Source organism: Hyphomonas chukchiensis (assembly GCF_000682695.1).
In the GTDB taxonomy this organism is placed as follows: Bacteria; Pseudomonadota; Alphaproteobacteria; order Caulobacterales; family Hyphomonadaceae; genus Hyphomonas; species Hyphomonas chukchiensis.
Genome location: NZ_AWFG01000001.1, coordinates 433,229 through 454,420, shown reverse-complemented (window position 1 = coordinate 454,420; position 21,192 = coordinate 433,229). Strand labels below are relative to the sequence as shown.

Here is a 21,192-nt window from a genome sequence, read left to right as displayed (position 1 = left end):
TTCTCCCGGAGAAGACCGGATATGCGCAGCGGCTTCGTCATTCTGCCTGTCTTTAGGCGAGCGTCCTTGCGATTTCCTCAACCTGGAAGCACTCGATCTTGTCGCCGACACGGATGTCTTCATAGCGTTCGAAGGCCATGCCGCATTCCATGCCGCTGGAAACTTCGTTCACTTCATCCTTGAAGCGCTTGAGCGTTTTCAGCTTGCCTTCGTGGATCACGACATCGTCGCGCAGGAGGCGCACGCCGCAACCGCGGACAACCTTGCCTTCGGAGATGCGGCAACCGGCAACCTTGCCCGTCTTCGTGATGTTGAAGACCTCGAGAATATCGGCGTAACCGAGGAAGGTTTCGCGTTTCTCCGGTGCGAGCATGCCCGACAGCGTGGATTTTACATCGTCGATCAGGTCGTAGATCACCGAGTAGTAGCGGATCTCGACGCCTTCCTTTTCGGCCAGGTCACGGGCCTGCTTGTTGGCACGGACGTTGAAGGCAAAGATAGGCGCATTCGACGAGCGGGCCAGCAGGACGTCGCTTTCGGAGATACCACCGACGGCGCCGTGGATGACGCGGGCGCGGACTTCTTCGGTCGAGATCTTGTCGAGCGACATGGAGATGGCTTCGACGGAGCCCTGAACATCGCCTTTGACAACGACGGGGAGTTCGGAGGTTTCCACCGTACCGTCCTTGAGGCGGCTAAGCAGCTGGTCGAGCGAGGCGCGTGCGGCGGCGCCTGCCTTGCCGGAGACCTGACGCTTGTTGCGGACACGGTACTCCGTGATTTCGCGGGCGCGGGCTTCGGTATCAACAACGACGAAAGGTTCACCTGGATCAGGCGCACCATCAAGACCGAGTACTTCGACCGGCAGCGATGGACCCGCATCTGCGAGTTGCTGGCCGCGTTCGTCCGTAATGGCGCGAACCTTGCCCCATTGGGCGCCGGCCACGACGATATCACCGCGTTTCAGTGTGCCGCGATTGACCAGTATGGTTGCAACAGGGCCGCGGCCCTTGTCGAGCTGGCTTTCGATCACGACTCCATCGGCGGCGCGGTCAGGGTTGGCAGCAAGTTCGAGCAGTTCAGCCTGAAGCGTGATCGCGTCAGTCAGCTCATCAAGGCCGATGCGCGACTTGGCGGATACTTGCACGGCCTGCGTGGAGCCGCCCATGGATTCAACCTGAATGTCATGCTGCAGGAGGTCGGTGAGCACCTTTTCCGGCTGCGCATCGTGCAGGTCGATCTTGTTGACCGCGATGATGAGGGGCACACCGGCCGCCTTGGCATGATTGATGGATTCAATCGTCTGCGGCATGACCGAGTCGTCAGCAGCGACAACCAGGATGGCAATGTCAGTCGCATTGGCGCCGCGTGCACGCATGGCGGTAAAGGCAGAGTGGCCCGGGGTGTCGAGGAAGGTGATCTTCTGGCCGGACTTCAGCTGAACCTGGTAGGCGCCGATATGCTGCGTAATGCCACCTGCTTCGCCCGACACAACGTCGGTTGAGCGCAGGGCATCCAGCAGCGATGTCTTGCCGTGGTCGACATGGCCCATGATCGTGACGATCGGTGGGCGCGGCTTCATCGAGGCCGGATCATCAGCTTCGCCCTCAAGGCCGATTTCAACATCGGATTCCGCGACGCGCTTGACCGTGTGGCCAAATTCTTCGGCAATCAGTTCGGCCGTATCGGCATCGACGATATCGTTGCCGCGCAGCATTTCGCCTTGGTTGATCATGAATTTCACGACGTCGGCGACGCGCTCATTCATGCGGCCTGCAAGATCCTGCAGCGTGATGGTTTCGGGAAGCGTGACTTCGACGGAGACTTTCTCGCGTTGCTCGCCACCACCGAAACGGCGCTCGCGTTCACGATCACGGGCGCGCTTAAGCGAGGCGAGTGAGCGCTGGCGGTCAGCATCGTCGCCGAGCGCCGAGGAAATGGTGAGTTTGCCACGGCGGCGTTCGCCGCTGTCGCGCACTGTACGGGCGGCAGCGTCGCGCGAACGGTCGCTGCGATCATCCTTGCCCTTGCCACGTTTGCCACGACCGGCGGCTTCTTCTGCCGTCGGTTCCGGAACGGACGCGTCAGCGGCAGCATCCTGCTTGGACCGGCCGCGTGCCGGCTTGGCATCGACTGTCGCGGGCGCGTCGGCTGCTGCTGCGGCAGCAGCTTCCTCAGCTTTGCGGGCTTCTTCTTCAGCCTTGCGACGGGCTTCGGCTTCTTCGCGCTCACGCGCTTCCGTGGCTTTGCGCTCTTGTTCAGTACGCAGGCGATCCTGGGCCGCTTCGACCTGAATGTTCTCCTTGGCGCGGTTGGCTTCTTCAGCCTTGCGCTCCAGCAGAACCTTCTGGCGTGCTTTCAGTTCGTCGACCGTGATGCCCAGCTTTTTCGCCGTAGCGATCAGGCGCGCTTCAAGCGTGTCTGTTTTCTTGGCTGGCGCGTTATCAGAAGGCGTGGGGCCTGAGCCGCCTGGGCCAACCGCCCGGCGCTTCTTGGTCTCAACCACAACCTGCTTCGAGCGACCATGGCTAAAGCTTTGCTTCACCGTGCCGGCAGATTTGCGGGCCACGGTGAGCGGCTTGCGGCCACCCTGATTATTACCTGTATCGTTCGTTTCGCTCATACGTCCTACATATCACAATTTGAACCGAAGCGCCCATGCGTCCCGGCAAGTTTTCAAGACCGATCCTGATCCTTGAACCAGTTCAATTCGGGGGCTTCGCGAAAGCCGGTCAACCGGCGATAGGCCAGAGTCCACGTCTTCGCAATGGCTCCCTTGCGGACGAGACCGTGTATCACACGCTCCCGGCCAAAAGCCATGCCCAATTCCGCCGAGGTGAGAGCCCCGGCGACGTTCACGCTGCTATATAATGCTTTCGCGAGAAAATACACCTTGTTGCGCCCATCTTCTGCACCATCGGAAGCCTCAAGCAGGATTCCATGGGTTCTGTTGCGCAGTGCGTCCTTCACCTGGTCGTAACCAAGGATCACGCCCCCGGCCTTCTTCGCCATGCCGAGTACACTCTGGCAACGTTTCAGCAGAAGGCCTTCGACCTGATCAACCAGGCCATCGGGCACTTTTACCTGCATTTTGAAACCACGCGCGAAGGCGCCTTTGGTTGCCGCCAGTTCGATTGTCTGGCGATCAGCCTTCACCCAGACACCGCGGCCCGGGAGCTTTGAATTGACGTCAGGTGTGACGACCATGTCGGGCGACAGCACAAAGCGCACCATCTCCGTCTGCGCCAGACGCTCCCGCGTCACGGCGCACTGACGGACGGGGCCCTCCCCATCCGTCGTATCACCTGCAGTGCCGGCTAAGCGCGGATCACTCTTTCGGTGCGGCTTCGTCATCGCCGCCCTCCGCTGCCAGGGCGTCGAGATCAAACTCAAGCTCTTCAAGCGCGGCGTCTGCCGCATCTGCGCCGCCGAGATCGCCAAGGGCGAGCAGGGCGCGTTCTTCTTCGGTGAGGTCAGCCGTCGACGTTTCTTCAGGCTGCTGTGCAGCGATCAGTTGTTCGATGGCATCCTGTTCGATCCAGCCAGCGATGACGCGGGCCTTCATGATGAACATCTGGGCGTCGTCCTTGCGCATTTCGCCCTTCTTCAGGATGCCCTCGACCCAGACAGGCTTGCCGTCCGGACCGGGCTCACGGAAGCCAGTGATGTCGTCTGGTACGAGGCCGGCGACGTCTTCAACAGTCTTGACGCCTTCCTGGCCGAGTTTCACGGCGAAGGCCGGTGTCATGCTGTCGAGTTCCATGACTTCGTCCTCAACGCCAAGTTCACGGCGCTTCGCGTCGTTCTCAGCGGCAAGGCGATCCAGGAATTCGCGGGCACGTTCCTGCAGTTCTGCTGCAACGTCCTCATCGAAGCCTTCGATCTGGATGAAGTCTTCCGGTGCCACAAAGGCGATCTCTTCGACGGTCTCAAAGCCTTCGGACGCGAGCAGCTGGGCCAGCGTTTCGTCGGCATCAAGGGCCTTCATGAAGAGGTCGGTCCGCTCCTGGAATTCGCGCTGGTAGCGCTCGGAATCGGCCGACTCTGTCACGAGGTCGATCTGCCAGCCGGTGAGCTGGGAGGCGAGGCGCACGTTCTGTCCGCGGCGGCCAATGGCCAGCGGGAACTGGTCGTCAGCGACGACGACTTCCACGCGGCGCTCTTCTTCATCCAGCACCACTTTCGACACTTCGGCTGGCTGCAGGGCGTTCACGATGAAGGTCGCGTCGTCATAATTCCACGGGATGATGTCGATTTTCTCGCCCGAGAGCTCGCCGACAACAGCCTGCACGCGCGCACCGCGCATACCGACACAGGCACCGACCGGATCGATCGAGCTATCGTTCGAGATAACGCCGATTTTCGCGCGGCTGCCCGGGTCGCGGGCGCAGGCACGGATATTGATGACGCCATCATACACTTCAGGCACTTCCTGGGCGAACAGCTTGACCATGAAATCAGGTGCGGCACGCGAGAGGAAGATCTGCGGGCCCTTCACTTCGCGGCTGACCTTGTAGAGATAGGCCCGGACGCGGTCGTTCGGCTGGAAGTTCTCGCGCGGGATACCGTCATTGCGGCGGATGATGCCCTCTGCGCGGCCCAGATCGACAATGATGTGGCCATATTCGACGCGCTTGACGATGCCGTTGATGATCTCGCCGACGCGGTCCTTGTATTCATTATACTGGCGCTCGCGCTCGGCATCGCGCACTTTCTGCATGATCACCTGTTTGGCGGTCTGCGCGGCGACACGGCCGAAATCGAAGGGGGGGAGCTCTTCCTTCAGTTCGCTGCCGATTTCCAGCTCGGAATCGATGCGCTTGGCTTCCGACAGGCGCAATTCCTTGGATTCGTCTTCCAGGTCGGCGTCGGCGACAACAGTCTGCACGCGCCAGAGCGTCTGTTCGCCCGTTGTCGCGTCGATCTTCGCGCGGATGTCATGCTCCTGGCCGTACTTGGCCTTGGCGGCCTTTTCGATGGCCTCCTGCATGGCTTCGACGACGATGCGCTGGTCGATCGATTTTTCTTCTGCGACTGCTTTGGCAATCTGCAGGATTTCCAGCCTGTTGGCTGAAACGCCGATTGTGTTCATGTGACGTCTCCCGTCTTCTCGTTTGTATCTGTGTCGTCTTCGGTTTCGTCGATCTCGAATTCCTCAAGACCGTCTTCATCCAGTTGTGGCGGCAGGCTGCCATCGGCGCGGGCTGCATCAATCAGCGCGTCCGTAAGTACGAGTGAGGCGCGGCTCATTTCATTTACATGGGCGACGAGTTTCGTCTCATCGTCCAGTTCGATATGTGCACCATCTTCGTCTTCGCCGGTGATCGTACCGGTAAAGCGGCGGCGGCCATCAAGCGGGCGCGCCAGTTCGATCCTGACTTCATGCCCGACCCAGCGGCCGAAATCACCGGGGCGGGTCAGTGGGCGATCAATGCCAGGCGTCGAGACTTCCAGCACGTAGGCTTCCTTGATGGGGTCGGCTTCCTCGAACACCGGGCTGAGCGCACGGGACAGCTTGGCGCAATCCTCGACACTGGTCGGGGCGCCGCCGGTCCGCTCGGTCATGATCTGCAGGCCGGGGCGGCGTCCGCCCATGACGCGCAGGCGCACGATCTCAAGCCCGAGACGCTCGGCCACGGGGGCGGCGATCTCGAGAATACGGCGTTCCTGTTCGGTCAGGGCAATCATTGTATCAGGGCAAATCCAGACAAAGAAAAACGGCGGCCCCGTTGCCGGAACCGCCGCCGATATTTTTCGACTTGGGCGCTATATACAGTCGGATGTCCCCGATGTCGAGCGTCTAGTCCAGTCAGCGCGCTTACAGATCGCTTGTAAGGACAAAATGATATCTAGAGGATCTTCAGATCCACCGCAGAGGTCTTGCCCCGGCGTTCATCCTTGTAGAGTTCGTATGAGATCGCCTGGTCTTCCGCCAGGGTCCGCAGGCCGGAGCGCTCAACAGCCGAAATGTGGACGAAAACATCGGTGCCGCCATCATCAGGCTTGATGAATCCGAAGCCCTTCTGGTCGTTGAACCATTTCACTTTGCCAGTTGCCATTACTTTATTCCTTCGCGTTTAGCTAAAACGTCCAGGCACCCTCATGAACCTGATCCGCCTATCGAAACGGGTAGGAAGAAAGTCATAGCCGCCGGTCTGACGGGGTCTTGATATTCAGACCGACCGAATTCGATGGCCTTATGAAACACACAAGTGCGACATTTCGTCAAGTATATCCAGCTAGGGTTGCACGCTGAAGTCGAACCAGACCGGTTTGCAGTCACCCAGCTGCTTGGCTTCATAGCGGGTCGGCACATGGTCAGAAGGCGCTGAACGCCAGTCAGACGCGCGTTCTGCCTTCCATTCGAAGCCGCCATGAGCCAGGAAACGGGCAAGTGCCTCATCGGCATAGCTGGCGACATCGGTTGCAAACCGTACCCGGGCGTCGGGCAACAGGATCCGGTGCAATGATTGCAGGAAGGCGGGCTGGATCAGGCGCCGCTTCTGCTGGCGCTTCTTGGGCCAGGGGTCAGGAAACAGGATGAATACCTGATCGACGGACGCAGCGGTCAGGCTGTCGATCAGGGTGCGCGCGTCATCCATCCAGAGCCTGACATTGGCGAGGCTGTTGTCCTCAACACCGACAAGCGCCTTGGCCATGCCTTCGATGAAGGGCTCGCAGCCGATGAAGCCTGTCTCAGGCGCGCGGCGAGCCTGTTCGATCAGGTGCTCTCCCCCACCGAAGCCTATTTCGAGGCAAACAGGGCCCGGATTCGCAAATAGTGTGTGAGGATCAAGCAGGCTCGGGGCGCCGACAGGAACGGTGAGGCGCGGCAGAAGATTGTCGATAAGCTCTTGCTGTCGACCAGACAGCGGGCGGCCGCCCTTGCGCCCAAACGTGCGGATCGGGCGACTGGAAGGATCTTGGGTAGGGGAAGTCATGATCCCCGCCTCTTGCCCCAGCAGGCCGGGTCAATCAATCCTGTTGTTTAAGCTCGAATGCAGAAGCGGCAGCGCGCACCGTGTTGAGCAGGGACTTGCGAAGCGACATATCCTCGATCTTCTGGAAGGCTGAAATCAGCTCGAGCATTTCCGAATTCATGACGGGAGCGTGAACATCGTCACCATCCTCGGCGAACTGAGCATTCTCATGCTCGACAAAATCTTCAGCGCCCTCGTAAAAGTACGTTATCGGAACACCGAGCACGGAGGCTATTTCGAAGAGTCGGCCGGCCGAAACACGGTTAACGCCCTTTTCGTATTTCTGGACTTGCTGGAAGGTCAGGTTCAACAGCTCGCCGAGCTTTTCCTGGGTGAGTTTCAGCTCCCGCCGTCGCCAGCGTACGCGCTGACCCACCACTCTATCGATACCGCTCGGTAGTTTGTTCTCTGACATATCCCACCCGGTGTACTTAGCGCTTGTATTTTCATGACACTTTAGCGCCGCCAGCTCGCGAAAGCTAGACCTGCAAATAGACAGATGCTCAGCCAGAAGAGAATGATGCCGATGCGATGTTGGTAAATTGTTTCTTTGGCAGGCACGGGTAAACGGCCGCGACCGTAAGCGGCACTCCAGCCTTGAGGGGCGCTGGCATAGGGCGTTCCACGCAACACTTCTCGCCCATAACCATCGACAATTGCTGACGCTCCCCGGCTGGCAACGCGCGCCATGGGCAGACCCGTCTCGATTGCGCGGTAGCGATTCTGTGCATAATGCTGGGCCGGGCCCATTCCGCCCCCGAACCATGCGTCGTTGGAAATCAGCACCAGCCAGTCAGCCCGCCCATTCAGATTCGCATTGCGCGGGATCGACGGAAAGAGGCCTTCATAGCAGATCATGGCCACGAAGGGCGGGACATTGTCGGCATAGATAACGGCTGGGCCCGGGCCAGGCTTGAAGCCGTCAGTTGCCATGCGCTGCATCGCACCCGGCAGAATGCCCGAAATATAAGTTCCGAAAGGGATGATCTCGGCAGCGGCAAGTTCCCCAAAGGGCACAAGGCGATGCTTGTCATAGAGCGCGAGCGGGCCTGAGCGCGCAGCGCTCTGGTCGACAACTGTCAGGCTGTTGAAATAATCGCGCGCATCATCGCCCGTTATTTCGTAGCGTGTGGTCCCGGCGATCAGCACGCGCGGCCCGAGATAGGCATCGATGATATCGATTGCGTTAGGGTCCTGCAGCAGGTTCACAGGGATGGCGCCTTCCGGCCAGAGGATGATGTCGCCGGGTGCGCCCTCTTCGGTCGTCATCATCTTGATGTATTCGTTGAGGATTGCATCCGGCCCGACTTCCCATTTCTGGTCCTGCGGCACGCCGGAATCCATCAGCACGACCTGAGTGTCTGACAGGGGCGAAGGCTCCGCGATTCGCTGCGCGCCCCATGCCCAGCCGAGCGCAACAAGAATGCCGGCGCCAAACACGGGCATCATCCGTACCGCGAGGCCGCGCATGTCGCGGGTGTCCACCAAAGCGGCCGGTGCGGTCATGACGAAGACCGTGAGAAGTGTGAGCCAATAGACGCCGCCGATGGAGGCGGCCTGAGAGAGCGCGCCGCCCGGAACCCAGGTTGTGCCCGGCAGGTTCCAGGGGAATCCTCCAAACAAATGACCGCGCACGAATTCCGCCAGCGAGAAGAACAGGGCAAAAACGAAGACGCGCGAAGGCGAGGCCGACCAGAATGCGCCCGCCATGGCGCCTGCCGCGCCCCAGATGAGGGCCATTCCTGCCGGTAACAGGATCAAAGGCATCCACAGGAAGATCGCGTATTTTTCCGGCTCGACGAGGAAGGGCGCCGCCGTCCAGTGCATGCTGATCAGGAAGAAGCCGACACCAAAGGCCCAGGTGCGCATGAAAACGGCCTTGCCCCAACGCCTGTGGCCACGGGCGCCGTCCAGCATCCAGACGAGGCCGGTGAAGGAAATGACCAGGACGGCGCTGAAGTGAAAGGGCGCGAACGCGACAGCCGAAAAGGCGCCCAACAGGAAGGCTGTGCCGGCGGCGGCCCAGCCTGTCAGGCGCGCGAACGCCTCATGCAGGGGGCCAAGGGCAGTGAAGCCGTGGCTGCGCACTCCGTCTTTCATGCTCTACTCCTGGGGAAGGGGCTCCGCGCCAGTCTCCGGTGTGCGCAGGCGCAGACGCCGAATGCGGCGCGCATCTGCGTCCATGACCTCGATCTCGACGCCGCTGGGATGACGAAGGACCTCTCCGCGGACGGGTACTTTACCCGCAAGCGCGAAGACGACGCCGCCAAGCGTGTCGATGTCCGTTTCCATATCGGCAAGCTCAAGATCAATTCCGGTTTCCTCTGCGAAATCGTCGATTTCGGTGCGTGCATCCGCTTCCCAGACCCGCTGGCTCCGGCGCACGAACATGGGCTCCTCATCGTCGTGTTCGTCTTCGATGTCACCGACGATTTCTTCGACCAGGTCCTCAAGGGACACGAGGCCATCTGTGCCGCCATATTCGTCGACGACAAGGCCAAGATGTATCCGCGTTGATTGCATCTTCACAAGCAGATCTGTCAGCTTCATCGAGGGCGGCACATAGAGCACTTCGCGGTGCAGGCGCTCAAGCGGCCGCTTGTTCACTTCGCCGCCTGTGGCGAGTTCCTTGACCACGTCCTTTATGTGCACAAAACCGATCGGATCATCGAGCGATTCCCGAAAGACCGGCAGGCGCGAATGCGTGACTTCGGCGAAATACTTCAGAAGATCGGGAAATTCCATGCCGACTTCGACAGCCTTGATCTCGGCGCGTGCGACCATGACATCTTCCACGCGGAGCTGTTCGAACTCGACAATGCGCAGACGCATGTCGTGGGGTGTGACGCTCGGTGCGCCGTCAGGGGAGTCGGAAGCTTGATGTTCGGCATCATGTCCCTTGCGGCCAAAGCCGAACATCTTGCGTAATCGTCCGCTAGGGACAGGGTCTGAAGGGTCTGGGTCGCTCATCTAATTAGGTGCTTTAATCTGACTCATAGGGATTGGCTATGCCGAGAGAGGCAAGGGCCGCGATTTCCAGGGCTTCCATGATCTCGGCTTCGTCCGGCTGCATGTGATCATGCCCGAGCAGGTGTAGATAACCATGGATAAGAAGGTGCGTAAGGTGGTCGGCAAGCGTTTTGCCCTGTGCTGCAGCATCGCGGGTGCTGATGCCATATCCCACGGCAATATCACCGAGCAGCGGCCGGTCCATCGGCAGGGCCGGGAAGGACAGGACGTCAGTCACCTTGTCGATGCCGCGAAAGTCCTTGTTGAGCTGTTTGAGCACAGCATCATCTGTCAGTAGGAGCGACACGGTGCCGTCAGCCCGTTCCACGCTGCGCCCGGCGTCGAAGGCACGCTGGCTCAAGGCTTCGAGGTCTCCGAGGGCGTCCCAGCCGTCATCTTCAACGATCAGGTCGATATTGATCATGGTTGGGGTCAGCCTTCTCCGGCCGCCGCGTAGGCATCGATAATGCGGCTGACCAGCCCGTGGCGAACAACGTCTGCGGCTGTCAGGTAGTGGGCCTTGATGCCGTCGACGCCTTCAAGGATACGCAAGGCGTGCTTCAAGCCGGATGGCTGACTGCCCGGAAGGTCGACCTGTCCGGGATCGCCTGTCACGACCATGCGACTGTCCCGTCCGAGGCGGGTCAGTACCATTTTCATCTGGGCGACGGTCGTGTTCTGCGCTTCGTCGACGATGACGAAGGCATTCTTGAGCGTCCGCCCGCGCATGAAAGCGAGCGGCGCCACCTCTATTTCGCCGCGCGCCATGCGCCGCTCCATCTGTTCCTGTCCCATCAGGTCGCGCAGGGCGTCCCAGATCGGCAGCATGTAGGGATCGACCTTTTCCTCAAGCGTGCCCGGCAGGAAGCCAAGCTTTTCGCCCGCTTCGACCGCAGGCCGTGTCACAATGAGACGTTGGCGCAGGCCCGTGGTGAGTTCTGCAACACCTGCCGCGACGGCGAGGAATGTTTTGCCCGTGCCGGCGGGACCGACGCCGAACACAAGGCCATTATCGGCGTTGGCGAGCAGTTCAAGGTATTTGGCCTGACCGCGGGTCTGGGGCTTGATCGGCTTTTTAAGGCCCACGAGACCGCCAAATGTCTGCCCGGGCGTGAGGGCTGCCTCGATCGCGCCTTCGACTTCCATGTCATTCGCCTCCGTTCCGCTGCGGATACGGCGTTCCAGCTCGGCCAGCGTGGCTTCAGCAATGGAAACACCTTCCGCCGTGCCGATCAGCAGGATGCCGCCCCCTTGGCTCTCGGCGCGCAGGCCGAAATCGGCCAGCTTGGTCTCGAGTATCTGCAGGTGGCGATGATGCGGGCCGCACAGGTCCTGCAGCCGCTCGGCGTTGCGGACTTCATAGATGCGGCTGATCGGTGCCTCGGGCGAGGCGGGCTTGCGGCGCTTGACGGTCACGCGGCGTCCTCGCGCACCGACACGCATTCGCCGGTCAGCGAATTCATGCTGGAATCGATCATGCGCACGGATGCGATCTGGCCGATCATGCTCTCCGGTCCTTCGAAGTGGACGGCCTGCTGATAGGGGGAGCGGCCATGGATCTGGCCCGGGCGTCGTCCCTTGCCGGTGACAAGTATGTCCATTGTCCGACCAATGCAGGAGGCATTGAAGGTGGTTTGCTGGTCGCGGAGGAGGGATTGGAGGGCCTGCAGGCGGGCATCCTTCACGTCTTCGGGCACTTGTCCGTGCATTTCGGCGGCCGGTGTGCCGGGGCGCCTGGAGTATTTGAACGAATAGGCCGTCGCAAAGCCTGTCTGGCGGATGAGGTCCATCGTTGCCTCGAAATCCTCATCGGTCTCGCCCGGGAAGCCGACAATGAAATCGGAAGCGAGGCCTATGTCTGGCCGCGCAGCGCGTACTTTGCGGATGATCTCGTGGAAATCGGCCGCTGTGTGGCCGCGGTTCATGGCCTTGAGAATGCGGTCGGAGCCGGACTGCACGGGCAGGTGCAGGAAAGGCATCATGGCCGAGGTGTCGCCATGGGCAGCGATCAGGTCGTCATCCATGTCGCGTGGGTGGCTGGTTGAGTAACGGATGCGGTCAATGCCGCCGATCTTCGCAATATGCCGGCAAAGCTGGCCAAGCGTCCAGTCAGCGCCGCCTTCAAGGGCAGGCGCTGCGCCGTGGAAGGCGTTGACGTTCTGGCCGAGAAGCGTGATTTCGCGAACGCCCTGTGCCGCAAGGCCGCGCGCTTCGGCGACAATGTCATCCACGCTGCGGGACAGCTCGGCGCCGCGTGTGTAGGGCACCACGCAGAACGTGCAGAACTTGTCACAGCCTTCCTGCACCGAGAGGAAAGCGGCGGGGCCATCCACTTCACGGGCTTTTGGCAGGGCATCGAACTTTTCGAGCGTTTCGAATTCGGTCTCCAGCCGGTCGCCAACGGCGCGGCTGACGCGGGCGATCATTTCCGGCAGCTTGTGATAGGCTTGGGGGCCAAGCACGAGGTCGACGGCAGGCTGGCGGCGGATCAGCTCCTCGCCTTCGGCCTGTGCGACGCAACCTGCAACGGCAATCGTCATCCGGCCGCCTGAGGCCTCTTTCATCTTCTTCAGCTGGCCCAGTTCGGAATAGACCTTTTCGGTCGCCTTCTCGCGGATGTGGCAGGTGTTGAGGACGACAAGGTCGGCGTCTTCGGGCCCATCAACTGGGGCATAGCCGAGGGGGCGCAGGACATCGCGCATGCGTTCGGAGTCATATACGTTCATCTGGCAGCCATAGGTCCGGATAAAGAGACCTTTGGCGGGTTTTGCGGCGTCGGTTGAATTCATCCGCGGGCTTATGCCTCAAAAGCGCCCGCTCTGCCAGAACCTTGTGCGGCTGTTGGGGAATGGCAGTTGGGCCGCCTGGGCGAAGTGACTAAAGCTTCACATGAGGGCAAACGGGGCTAGGGTGGCGCCAGTTTAATCAAACAGGGAGGCCGGGGAGGCCCATGGAAAATCTGATTCACTCGCTCAACGGGCTGGTATGGGGCATTCCGATGCTGACCTTGCTGCTCGGAACAGGTCTGTATCTGACAATCGGTCTGCGTTTCCTGTCGGTGACGCGGCTACCTTACGCCTTCAAACAGCTGTTCAAGAAGCCCGACAGCAATGACGAAGGTGATGTGACCCCCTTCGGCGCCCTGATGACGGCGCTGTCTTCCACAATCGGCACCGGCAATATTGCCGGCGTTGCCGCGGCCATCGCCATTGGCGGCCCGGGCGCGGTGTTCTGGATGTGGATGACGGCCATTGTCGGCACGGCCACCAAGTATTCCGAAGGCGTGCTCGCCGTGAAATTCCGCGAAATCGATGCAGAGGGGCGCCATGTCGGCGGACCGATGTATTACATCAAGAACGGCATGGGCTCGAAATGGATCTGGCTGGGCGGCGTATTTGCGACGCTTGGGGTGCTCGCAAGCTGGGGCACGGGCGCGTCTATCCAGTCGAACTCGATCGCTGATGCGCTCAATGCCACATATGGCATCACACCTATCGTCTCGGCTGTCGCCCTGTCTGTCGGCGCAGCGGCCGTTATTCTTGGCGGCATCCAGCGGATTGCCAGCGTTGCCAGCAAGCTGGTGCCCTTCATGGCGCTTTCCTACCTGGCGGGCGGCCTTCTGGTCGTTGCGCTGAATATTGAAGCGGTTCCGGCTGCTTTCGGTCAGATTTTCCGTGGCGCGTTTGGCTTTGACAGTGCCGGAACGGGCATCTCCATCGGCCTCCTGATGCTGGCAATGCAGAAGGGCGTCGCACGCGGCATTTTCTCGAACGAGGCGGGTCAGGGATCTGCACCCATCGCGCATGCTGCGGCGAAGAACCATGATCCTGTCGATCAGGGCATTATCGCGATGCTGGGTACGATCATTGATACGCTGATCGTTTGCTCGATTACGGCGCTGGTTATCCTGACGTCCGGGGTGCTGGGTGCGGACTGCATGCCGACAGCGGCGACCGCGCATGACATCCTGGCCAATGGGCAGGCCGCCGGCTGTGATACGGGCGCGCCCCTGACGGTGTCAGCCTTTGATGCCTCGCTGCCCGGGATTGGCCAGCATATCGTTGCCATCGGCCTGACTGTGTTTGGCTTCACCACCATTCTTGGCTGGAGCTATTATGGCGAGCGCTGCTGCGAATACCTGTTCGGCGAGAAATCGATCCTGCCATTCCGTATCAGCTGGATTGTCGTCGTTTTCCTCGGCGCTGCCGCGCTGATGTTCGAAGGCGAAATCAAGAACCTCGTGAACCTGTTCTGGCTCGTGGCGGACACGCTGACCGGCATGATGGCGGCGCCGAACCTTGTTGCGCTGGTTGTTCTCAGTCCGATCGTGTTCAAGCTGACGAAGGATTATTTCGCGGCGAAGAAGAAAGCGGCTGAAGAAGATTCTGCAATTCCACCAGCAGAATAGGCCGAATCTTCGAGGCAAATCAGGCCCCGCTCCCGTTCACCGGGGGCGGGGCTTTTTCTTCCGCGCCATCTCCAAACTCTCGCCTCGGGTGAATAGGAGGGTTCCGTGAGAGGAGGATTTCTGGCTTAATATGCTCATGACGTGTGGGGACACTGACGATGATACGCAAATTCGCGCTTAGCCTGTTAGCTGCCATGACCTGCCTCGCGGGCGCCACCATGGCCCAGCCGCGCATTGCCCTTGTGATCGGCAATTCCGACTATCGCCAGTCAGGCTGGGACCTGCCCAATCCGGTCAAGGATGCCGATCTCATCACGCAGACGCTGCAGCAGATCGGCTTTGAAGTGGTGGAAGTGAAGAATGCCACGGAAGACGAAATGGAAGTCGCCTTCCAGGACTATGGCGAGCGCCTGAAGGCGGCCGGGACCGACGCGATTGGCGTTTTTTATTATGCGGGTCATGGGGTCCAGTCGGAGGGGCTGAACTATCTCGTGCCGGTGGATGCCAATGCGCGCACCGAGCAGGACCTCTGGCGCCAGGCGCCCCGGCTGGGCGACGCGCTGCAATATATAAACAGCGCGGGCAATTCGGTGAATTTCGTCATCCTCGACGCCTGCCGTAACAATCCGCTGCCTAGCGCGAGCCGGGACCTTTCCGGTGGCCTCGCACCTGTCGGGCGGGCGCGCGGCCTGCTGATCGCCTATGCGACGGAGCCGGGCTTTACGGCCTTTGACGGGGAAAACCAGCATAGTCCCTTTACCGAGGCGCTGGCGGCTGTGCTGCCGACGGACGGGCTGATTGCGGAACAGGTGTTCAAGCGTGTGGCCGACCGTGTCAGCACGGCGACCGAGGGCGCGCAGACGCCGTTCTACAATAGCGGCTTGACGGGCGAGGACATCTGCTTTGCCCAGTGCATGGCAGGCGGCGGCATTTCCAGCGCCGAGCAGACCGTTTTCGACCTCGCCCAAAGCCCCTGCGAGTATGCGGCCTTCCTTGACCAGTACCCATCCAGTCCGCTGGCGGCGCTCGCCCGCGAGCGGGCCGCAACCTGTAATGCCACCGACGGAAGTGACGGGCGCGACCTGGCCGAAAGCACGCCCGGTGCGCCGGTCTACACGCCGACAGTTGTTGCCAGCGGCTCGGATATCAGCGCCTCGCTCGCCTGTATCGCGGATCATGCCAAGGCCGGCATGTGCAAGCCGGACGACTGGAGCGCTGTGTATGAGGACTGCAAGACCTATGAGCACGCGCTGCTGGATGATGGCGGGCTGTCGCGGACGGTCAGCGAGGGGATGTGCACGGCGGAGGCTTGGCCGGCCATCATGAAGCGCTACACATGGGAAGCGCAGAACGAGGAGGCTTTCCGGCAGAAATATGCGGCACAGCCGAACGACTTCCGCTCTGCCATGACCTGCCTTGATGCCTATGCACGGACCGACCGCTGCACCGACCGGCGCTGGAGTGAAATATACGGAACGTGCCGGACTTATGATCATGAGCGGCTGAATGACGGGGTGCTGCAGGCGGCGGTCAAGGCCGGGCAATGTTCAGGGAAAGACTGGGGGACACTCCAGATAAGACTGGGCGCTGTCAGTGGCCTGCTCGAGCAGAAGTCGGTCGTGCCCTATGTGCAGGAGCAGATGAAGTCCAAAATGCCGTATCAGCAGCTACAGCAGCAGATGGCGGTGCCGGAGCCTGCTCCGACCAAGACCATCACGAAGAAGAAATACTGACGCTGTTCTGTGCGGGCCTGATGCACGAATAAATGCACGGAAAATTGCACGTAAAAAGCACGGAGAGTGCACGAAACAGCACGAAGCCCGGCCCGGAATGAGAAAAACCCCGGCCATAAGGCCGGGGCAATCCCACTCTACGCATCATAAAAAACCCGTCGGTCTTACATGAAGCCTTTGAACTTGTCCTTGAAGCGCGAAACGCGGCCACCGCGGTCGAGCATCTTGCCGTCGCCGCCAGTCCACGCCGGATGCGACTTGGAGTCAATATCCAGAACCAGCTTGTCGCCTTCGGCGCCATAGGTGGAACGGGTCTGATATTCGGTGCCATCGGTCATCACAACGGTAACGAAGTGATAATCGGGATGCCCTTCTTTTTTCATAGCCTGGGCCTCTCTATGTAGCCTGGTGTAACGGGTTGAATTCGCACGAGGTGCGCTGGCATGTCTCAGCCATTTTTCGAAGCCCGGCGTGTAACTGAAAGAGGACCGCCCTGCAAGGGGGGGCTTGCATTTGAATCCGAAGCGCCCGGCGCAGAAAGACTTCCCCATGGCTGACTCAGAGACCCGCCTCGTTGAGGATCGGCGTACCACGTTGCCCGATGGGGGCGAAGCGCTGGGACGGCCCAAGGCGCGCAGCCTGAAGCCCCTGACCCTGCTGCTGCCCTATTTCCGGAAACACTGGATCACGGTCATCATTGCCGGCGTTTTCCTGATCCTGGCGGCGGCCTCGAGCCTTCTGATCCCTGTCCTGCTGGGCCGGGCAGCCGATGCGGGCCAGTCAGCCGAGGGCAATGTCCAGAACCTGCTGGAGCTGATCAACAAGGCGTTTTTCTGGGTGTTTCTCGCGGCGATTGGCTCCGGGACGCTTGGCGCCGTGCGGTTCTACTTTGTGTCGCGCTTCGGCGAGCGTGTGGCCGCTGATCTGCGCCGCGACCTCTATGCCCACCTGCTGAAGCTGTCGCCGGCCTACCATTCCAAAATGCGTTCGGGCGAAGCCGTGTCGCGCCTGACGGCGGATATTACCCTGATCGAGACCTTTCTTGGCACCTCCGCCTCGATGGCTGCCCGGACGCTGCTGACCACGACAGGCGCGCTCGTGATGATGATGGTGGTGAACTGGAAGCTCGGCCTGACCCTGCTCGCCATGCTGCCGGTGGCGATCCTGCCTGTGCTCGGGATTGGCCGGATCATACGGAAAATGTCGAACCGGGCGCAGTCGCGCCTCTCCGATGCCGGTGCCGAGGCCGCCGAGGCGCTGGACGCCATCGAACTGGTGCAGGCCTATGGACGCGAGGATGGGCGCCTTGCCTCATTCACGACGGCTGTTGAGGCGACCTTCGCGGCGGCCATGAAGCGGATCGGGGCGCGGGCGCTGATGATCGTGATGGTCTCTGTCCTGCTGTTTGGCGGCTTTGTGGGCGTGCTGTGGCTGGGCGCGCGGGGCGTGGCGACGGGAGAGATGACGTTTGGTAACTTGGCTTCCATGGTCATGTACGCGCTCTATGCGGGATCGGGCATCGGCATGCTGGCGGAAGTCTATGGGGAAGTGATGCGGGCGGCGGGCGCTGCAGACCGCGCCGCTGAAGTGCTGAACACCGATATCGAGATTGCGGCGCCGGATCATCCCGTGGCGCTGCCGCCCAAGGTCACGGGCGCGCTGACTTTCGATCATGTCACGTTCCGCTATGGCGAGGAGACGCTGTCGGCACTGGAGGACTTCTCGCTGACCGTGAAGCCGGGCGAGTTCGTTGCCCTTGTGGGCCCGAGCGGCGCCGGCAAGACGAGCGTCTTCCGCCTCGCGCTGCGCCTGTTCGATCCGCAGAAGGGGACCGTGTCGCTGGATGGCGTGGCGTCGGTGTCGGCAGACCCAAGCGACTGGCGCCACCAGTTTGCCTATGCGCCGCAGGAATCGGCGCTGTTCACCGGCACGGCGGGCGAGAATATCGCGTTCGGCACGGACAACCCGGATGCGGCGCTGCTGGAGCATGCCGCGCGGATGGCCGAGGCCATGGACTTCCTGAATGCGAAGGAAGGCCTCGCGACCGACCTTGGCCAGAAGGGGCGGAGCCTCTCAGGCGGTCAGCGCCAGCGGGTTGCCCTGGCGCGGGCATTGGTGCGGGATGCGCCTGTCCTGTTGCTGGACGAGGCGACAAGTGCGCTCGATTCCGAGAGCGAGGCCGCCGTGCGCCGCGCGATTGCCAATGCCGCCGAGGGCCGCACGACGCTTGTCATCGCGCACCGCCTGTCGACGGTGCGCCGCGCCGACCGGATCGTCGTCATGGAGCAGGGCCGGATCGTGGAAGAGGGCACGCATGACGAACTGGTCGCCAAGGGCGGGCTCTATGCGCGCCTCGCGGAACTGCAGTTTGCGAGCGAGCAGGCCTAGCTTTTGCGCAGCTTCTTGACCTTGCCGTCGATGGTGAAGGCAAAAGCAAGCGACAGGATCAGCGGGACCCAGATCGGTAGTTCGCCGAGGCCGGGGGTTTGCAGCGCCGCCGCGAGATGATCGTCAACGCACCACCATAATAGCCATAACCACATACAGACACTCCTTCTTCCGTACGCCCCGTACGGGGTCAGGATAGGCTGTGGTTTTGGGGAATTCCAGAGCGGAAAACTTTTGTGCGCCGCCCCTGCCTTCGCAACTGCAGCTACCGGAAAGTTCATTCAGCCGCTTGCAGGACCGGCTTTTCCGATTTTGCCGCTGCGCGCTCCGGTTCGAAGACCAGTACGCCATCATCCACGCGGCCATAGCGCAGGTTCATCATGTCGGCGGTGTAGCTCTGGTGGAGCTTCCAGGGGGCTTCCTTGTGCTGGCGGGGGAACTTGTCCATCACGCGCTGGAAATAGCCGGACGAGAAATCGACGAACGGGTCGGTCTCATCGGGGAAGGCATCCAGTTTTGCCGTGACCGAGGCATAGTTGTTGCGATCCATATAGTTGATCAGGCGGCAGACATATTCCGATGTCAGGTCGGCCTTCAGCGTCCAGGACGCGTTGGTATAGCCGAACGTGATCGCGAGGTTTGGCACGTTGGAGACCATGACGCCCTTGTAGTTGAGCAGGGAACCCGGCGCGGCCTTCACGCCGTCGACGCTGACATCAATGCCGTTCATGTACTGGAGGTTCAGGCCTGTGGCGGTGACGATAATGTCTGCCTCCAGCGTTTCGCCGGATTTGAGTTCGATTCCGTTTTCGGTGAAGCGGGCGATATGATCGGTGGCGACGGAGGCCTTGCCGGCCTTGAGGGCCGTGAAGAGATCGGAATCCGGCACGAGGCAGAGGCGCTGTTCCCATGGATTATAGGACGGCGTGAAATGTTTCTCGACGTCATAGTCTGGTCCCAGCTCCTCGCGGACCATGCCGAGCAGGCGTTCGCGGGCCTTTTCCGGATGGGCGCGGGTCTGGCGGAAGAAGAATTGCTGGAAGAGGACATTGCGCCAGCGGATGAGGCCATAGGCCCAGCTATCGGGCAGGAACTTGCGCAGCTTGTTGGCGAACGTGTCGACAGCTGGGCGCGACACGACATAGGTGGGCGAGCGCTGCAGCATGGTGACATGCGCGGCCTTGTCGGTCATCGCGGGAAGCAGCGTCATCGCCGTAGCGCCGGAGCCGATGATGACGACTTTCTTGCCGGAATAGTCCAGGTCTTCCGGCCAGTGCTGGGGATGGATGATCTGACCCTTGAAGCTTGCTTCACCCGGGAATTCCGGCTTGTAGCCCTGATCGTAATTATAATAGCCGCCGCAGAGGAAGAGGAAGCCGCAGGTGATCTGCTCGCGCGCGCCTGACGCGGTTTCCAAGGTCACATGCCAGGACTGGTCGGCGCCGGACCAGTCGGCCGCGACAACCTTTGTGTCGAACTGGATCTGGTCGGTAATGCCGTATTCATCGGCGGTCTGGCGGACATATTTGCGGATCGACGGGCCGTCGGCGATGGCCTTGGATTCCGTCCACGGTTTGAAATTGTAGCCCAGCGTGTGCATGTCGCTGTCCGAGCGGATGCCGGGATAGCGGAACAGGTCCCACGTGCCGCCAATGGCGCTGCGCTGTTCGACAATCCGGTAGGATTTATCGGGGCAGCGCTTGGTCAGGTGCACGGCTGCGCCAATGCCGGAAAGGCCTGCGCCGATGATGAGAATGTCTGTATCTGTCTGGGTCATGCCCGGAATGATACAATGTCAGTGTTGATGCCACAAGAATAGATGACGCGAGTGTCACGCTTTTTCGCGTGCTATTCGATAGCGGCGGCCTTGCCGAAGGCGTCAGCGTGGCGGATCTGCTTGCGCACGGCGGGGAGGATGTCCTCGTTGCCGGCAACGATGGAGCCGGTTTTCAGCACGTCGCCGCCGTCGATTTCCTCGACATAGCCGCCCGCTTCACGCACGAGAACGATGCCTGCTGCGATGTCCCATGGCTTCAGGTCGCGCTCCCAGAAGCCGTCAAAGCGGCCTGCGGCAACCCAGGCAAGGTCCAGCGCGGCGGAGCCGTAGCGGCGAATACCGGCGCAAACGGGCGTCATGGCGGCAATCTCGCGGGCAAAGCCGATATGGGCGGCTTCGGACTTGCCGATCCACGGCGTGCCGGTGGCGACGACGGATTCGCTGAGCTTGCGGCGGGCGGCAACGCGCAGCTTGCGCTGTTCGAGCCATGCGCCGCGGCCGGTTTCAGCCCAGAAGATCTCGTTCTTGGCGACGTCGAACACGACGCCGGTCAGCAGCTGGCCTTCGCGCTCAAGGGCGATGGAGACCGAATAGTGCGGCTGGCCGTGGAGGAAGTTCAGCGTGCCGTCGAGCGGGTCGACGATGAAGCGGTTGGATTTGTCCGTGCCTTCAATGATGCCGCGCTCTTCCATGACGAAGCCATAGCCGGGGCGGGCCTTGGAGAGCTGGGCGTAGATGATCTCCTCGGCGCGGTGATCTGCGTTGGAGACGAAGTCGCCCGGGCCCTTCTTGGAAACCTGGAGGTTCTCGACCTCCCCGAAATCGCGCGCGAGCGCCCGGCCTGCGGCGCGGGCGGCGGCGATCATTACGGCACCGACGGGGGAGGGCTTGGACATG

At 61.3% G+C, this 21,192-nt stretch carries 19 protein-coding genes; 3 read left to right on the top strand and 16 right to left on the bottom strand.

The genetic code is table 11. From position 1 onward, the window contains the following. Positions 1-52: 52 nt before the first annotated feature. From infB to miaB, 12 genes are all read right to left on the bottom strand, one after another. Positions 53-2,623, bottom strand: coding sequence for a translation initiation factor IF-2 (gene infB, locus HY30_RS02180; protein ID WP_034736408.1), 2,571 nt, complete (start codon positions 2,621-2,623; stop codon positions 53-55). Positions 2,624-2,676: 53 nt separating this feature from the next. Beyond that, entirely contained in the window at positions 2,677-3,354 is a 678-nt protein-coding gene (locus HY30_RS02175; RefSeq protein WP_034736406.1) for an RNA-binding protein, read from the bottom strand. Beyond that, the gene (nusA, locus tag HY30_RS02170; protein ID WP_034736404.1) at positions 3,329-5,092 is read right to left on the bottom strand and encodes a transcription termination factor NusA; all 1,764 of its coding nucleotides are present in this window, start codon (positions 5,090-5,092) and stop codon (positions 3,329-3,331) included. Before nusA ends, HY30_RS02175 begins: the two co-directional genes overlap by 26 nt. Beyond that, entirely contained in the window at positions 5,089-5,688 is a 600-nt protein-coding gene (rimP, locus tag HY30_RS02165) for a ribosome maturation factor RimP (RefSeq protein WP_034736402.1), read from the bottom strand. Before rimP ends, nusA begins: the two co-directional genes overlap by 4 nt. 161 nt (positions 5,689-5,849) lie before the next feature. Continuing rightward, positions 5,850-6,059 (bottom strand): cold-shock protein, encoded by a 210-nt coding sequence (locus HY30_RS02160; RefSeq protein WP_034736399.1) that lies wholly within the window; start codon positions 6,057-6,059, stop codon positions 5,850-5,852. A gap of 180 nt (positions 6,060-6,239) precedes the next feature. Continuing rightward, positions 6,240-6,941, bottom strand: coding sequence for a tRNA (guanosine(46)-N7)-methyltransferase TrmB (gene trmB, locus HY30_RS02155; protein WP_034736395.1), 702 nt, complete (start codon positions 6,939-6,941; stop codon positions 6,240-6,242). 34 nt (positions 6,942-6,975) lie between these two features. Further along, on the bottom strand, positions 6,976-7,395 hold the full coding sequence (locus HY30_RS02150) for a helix-turn-helix domain-containing protein (RefSeq protein WP_034736393.1): 420 nt from the start codon (positions 7,393-7,395) through the stop codon (positions 6,976-6,978). A 41-nt stretch (positions 7,396-7,436) separates the two neighbouring features. Continuing rightward, a complete protein-coding gene (gene lnt / locus HY30_RS02145; RefSeq protein WP_034736391.1) occupies positions 7,437-9,080 on the bottom strand; it encodes an apolipoprotein N-acyltransferase in 1,644 nt (547 codons plus the stop codon). 3 nt (positions 9,081-9,083) lie between these two features. After that, positions 9,084-9,950 (bottom strand): transporter associated domain-containing protein, encoded by an 867-nt coding sequence (locus HY30_RS02140; protein ID WP_034736388.1) that lies wholly within the window; start codon positions 9,948-9,950, stop codon positions 9,084-9,086. 13 nt (positions 9,951-9,963) lie between these two features. Further along, positions 9,964-10,413 (bottom strand): rRNA maturation RNase YbeY, encoded by a 450-nt coding sequence (ybeY, locus tag HY30_RS02135; RefSeq protein WP_034736386.1) that lies wholly within the window; start codon positions 10,411-10,413, stop codon positions 9,964-9,966. Positions 10,414-10,421: 8 nt separating this feature from the next. After that, positions 10,422-11,405, bottom strand: a complete 984-nt coding sequence (locus HY30_RS02130) for a PhoH family protein (RefSeq protein ID WP_241765615.1) — start codon at positions 11,403-11,405, stop codon at positions 10,422-10,424. Continuing rightward, a complete protein-coding gene (gene miaB / locus HY30_RS02125; RefSeq protein WP_034736384.1) occupies positions 11,402-12,778 on the bottom strand; it encodes a tRNA (N6-isopentenyl adenosine(37)-C2)-methylthiotransferase MiaB in 1,377 nt (458 codons plus the stop codon). Before miaB ends, HY30_RS02130 begins: the two co-directional genes overlap by 4 nt. A gap of 161 nt (positions 12,779-12,939) precedes the next feature. On the opposite strand from miaB, the gene HY30_RS02120 reads away from it, so the two are divergent. Together HY30_RS02120 and HY30_RS18970 are read left to right on the top strand one after the other, a co-directional pair. After that, on the top strand, positions 12,940-14,397 hold the full coding sequence (locus HY30_RS02120) for an alanine/glycine:cation symporter family protein (protein WP_034736382.1): 1,458 nt from the start codon (positions 12,940-12,942) through the stop codon (positions 14,395-14,397). Between the two features lie 158 nt (positions 14,398-14,555). Then, on the top strand, positions 14,556-16,130 hold the full coding sequence (locus HY30_RS18970) for a caspase family protein (protein WP_051614654.1): 1,575 nt from the start codon (positions 14,556-14,558) through the stop codon (positions 16,128-16,130). Between the two features lie 164 nt (positions 16,131-16,294). Here HY30_RS18970 and rpmE read toward each other — a convergent pair whose 3' ends face one another. Then, positions 16,295-16,513 carry a 50S ribosomal protein L31 gene (gene rpmE, locus HY30_RS02110; protein WP_034736379.1) on the bottom strand — a complete coding sequence of 73 codons (219 nt, stop codon included), beginning with the start codon at positions 16,511-16,513 and terminating at the stop codon, positions 16,295-16,297. A gap of 166 nt (positions 16,514-16,679) precedes the next feature. Between rpmE and HY30_RS02105 the strand changes: the two genes are divergently transcribed. Further along, positions 16,680-18,518, top strand: a complete 1,839-nt coding sequence (locus HY30_RS02105; RefSeq protein ID WP_034736838.1) for an ABC transporter transmembrane domain-containing protein — start codon at positions 16,680-16,682, stop codon at positions 18,516-18,518. Here HY30_RS02105 and HY30_RS20265 read toward each other — a convergent pair. The 3 genes from HY30_RS20265 to HY30_RS02095 form a co-directional block, all read right to left on the bottom strand. Beyond that, positions 18,515-18,673: a hypothetical protein gene (locus HY30_RS20265; protein WP_164473922.1), complete on the bottom strand. Its 159-nt coding sequence runs from the start codon at positions 18,671-18,673 to the stop codon at positions 18,515-18,517. The genes HY30_RS02105 and HY30_RS20265 overlap by 4 nt on opposite strands. A gap of 122 nt (positions 18,674-18,795) precedes the next feature. Further along, on the bottom strand, positions 18,796-20,295 hold the full coding sequence (locus HY30_RS02100) for a flavin-containing monooxygenase (RefSeq protein WP_034736377.1): 1,500 nt from the start codon (positions 20,293-20,295) through the stop codon (positions 18,796-18,798). Positions 20,296-20,366: 71 nt separating this feature from the next. Then, positions 20,367-21,191, bottom strand: coding sequence for an inositol monophosphatase family protein (locus HY30_RS02095; RefSeq protein ID WP_034736374.1), 825 nt, complete (start codon positions 21,189-21,191; stop codon positions 20,367-20,369). Position 21,192 lies beyond the last annotated feature (1 nt).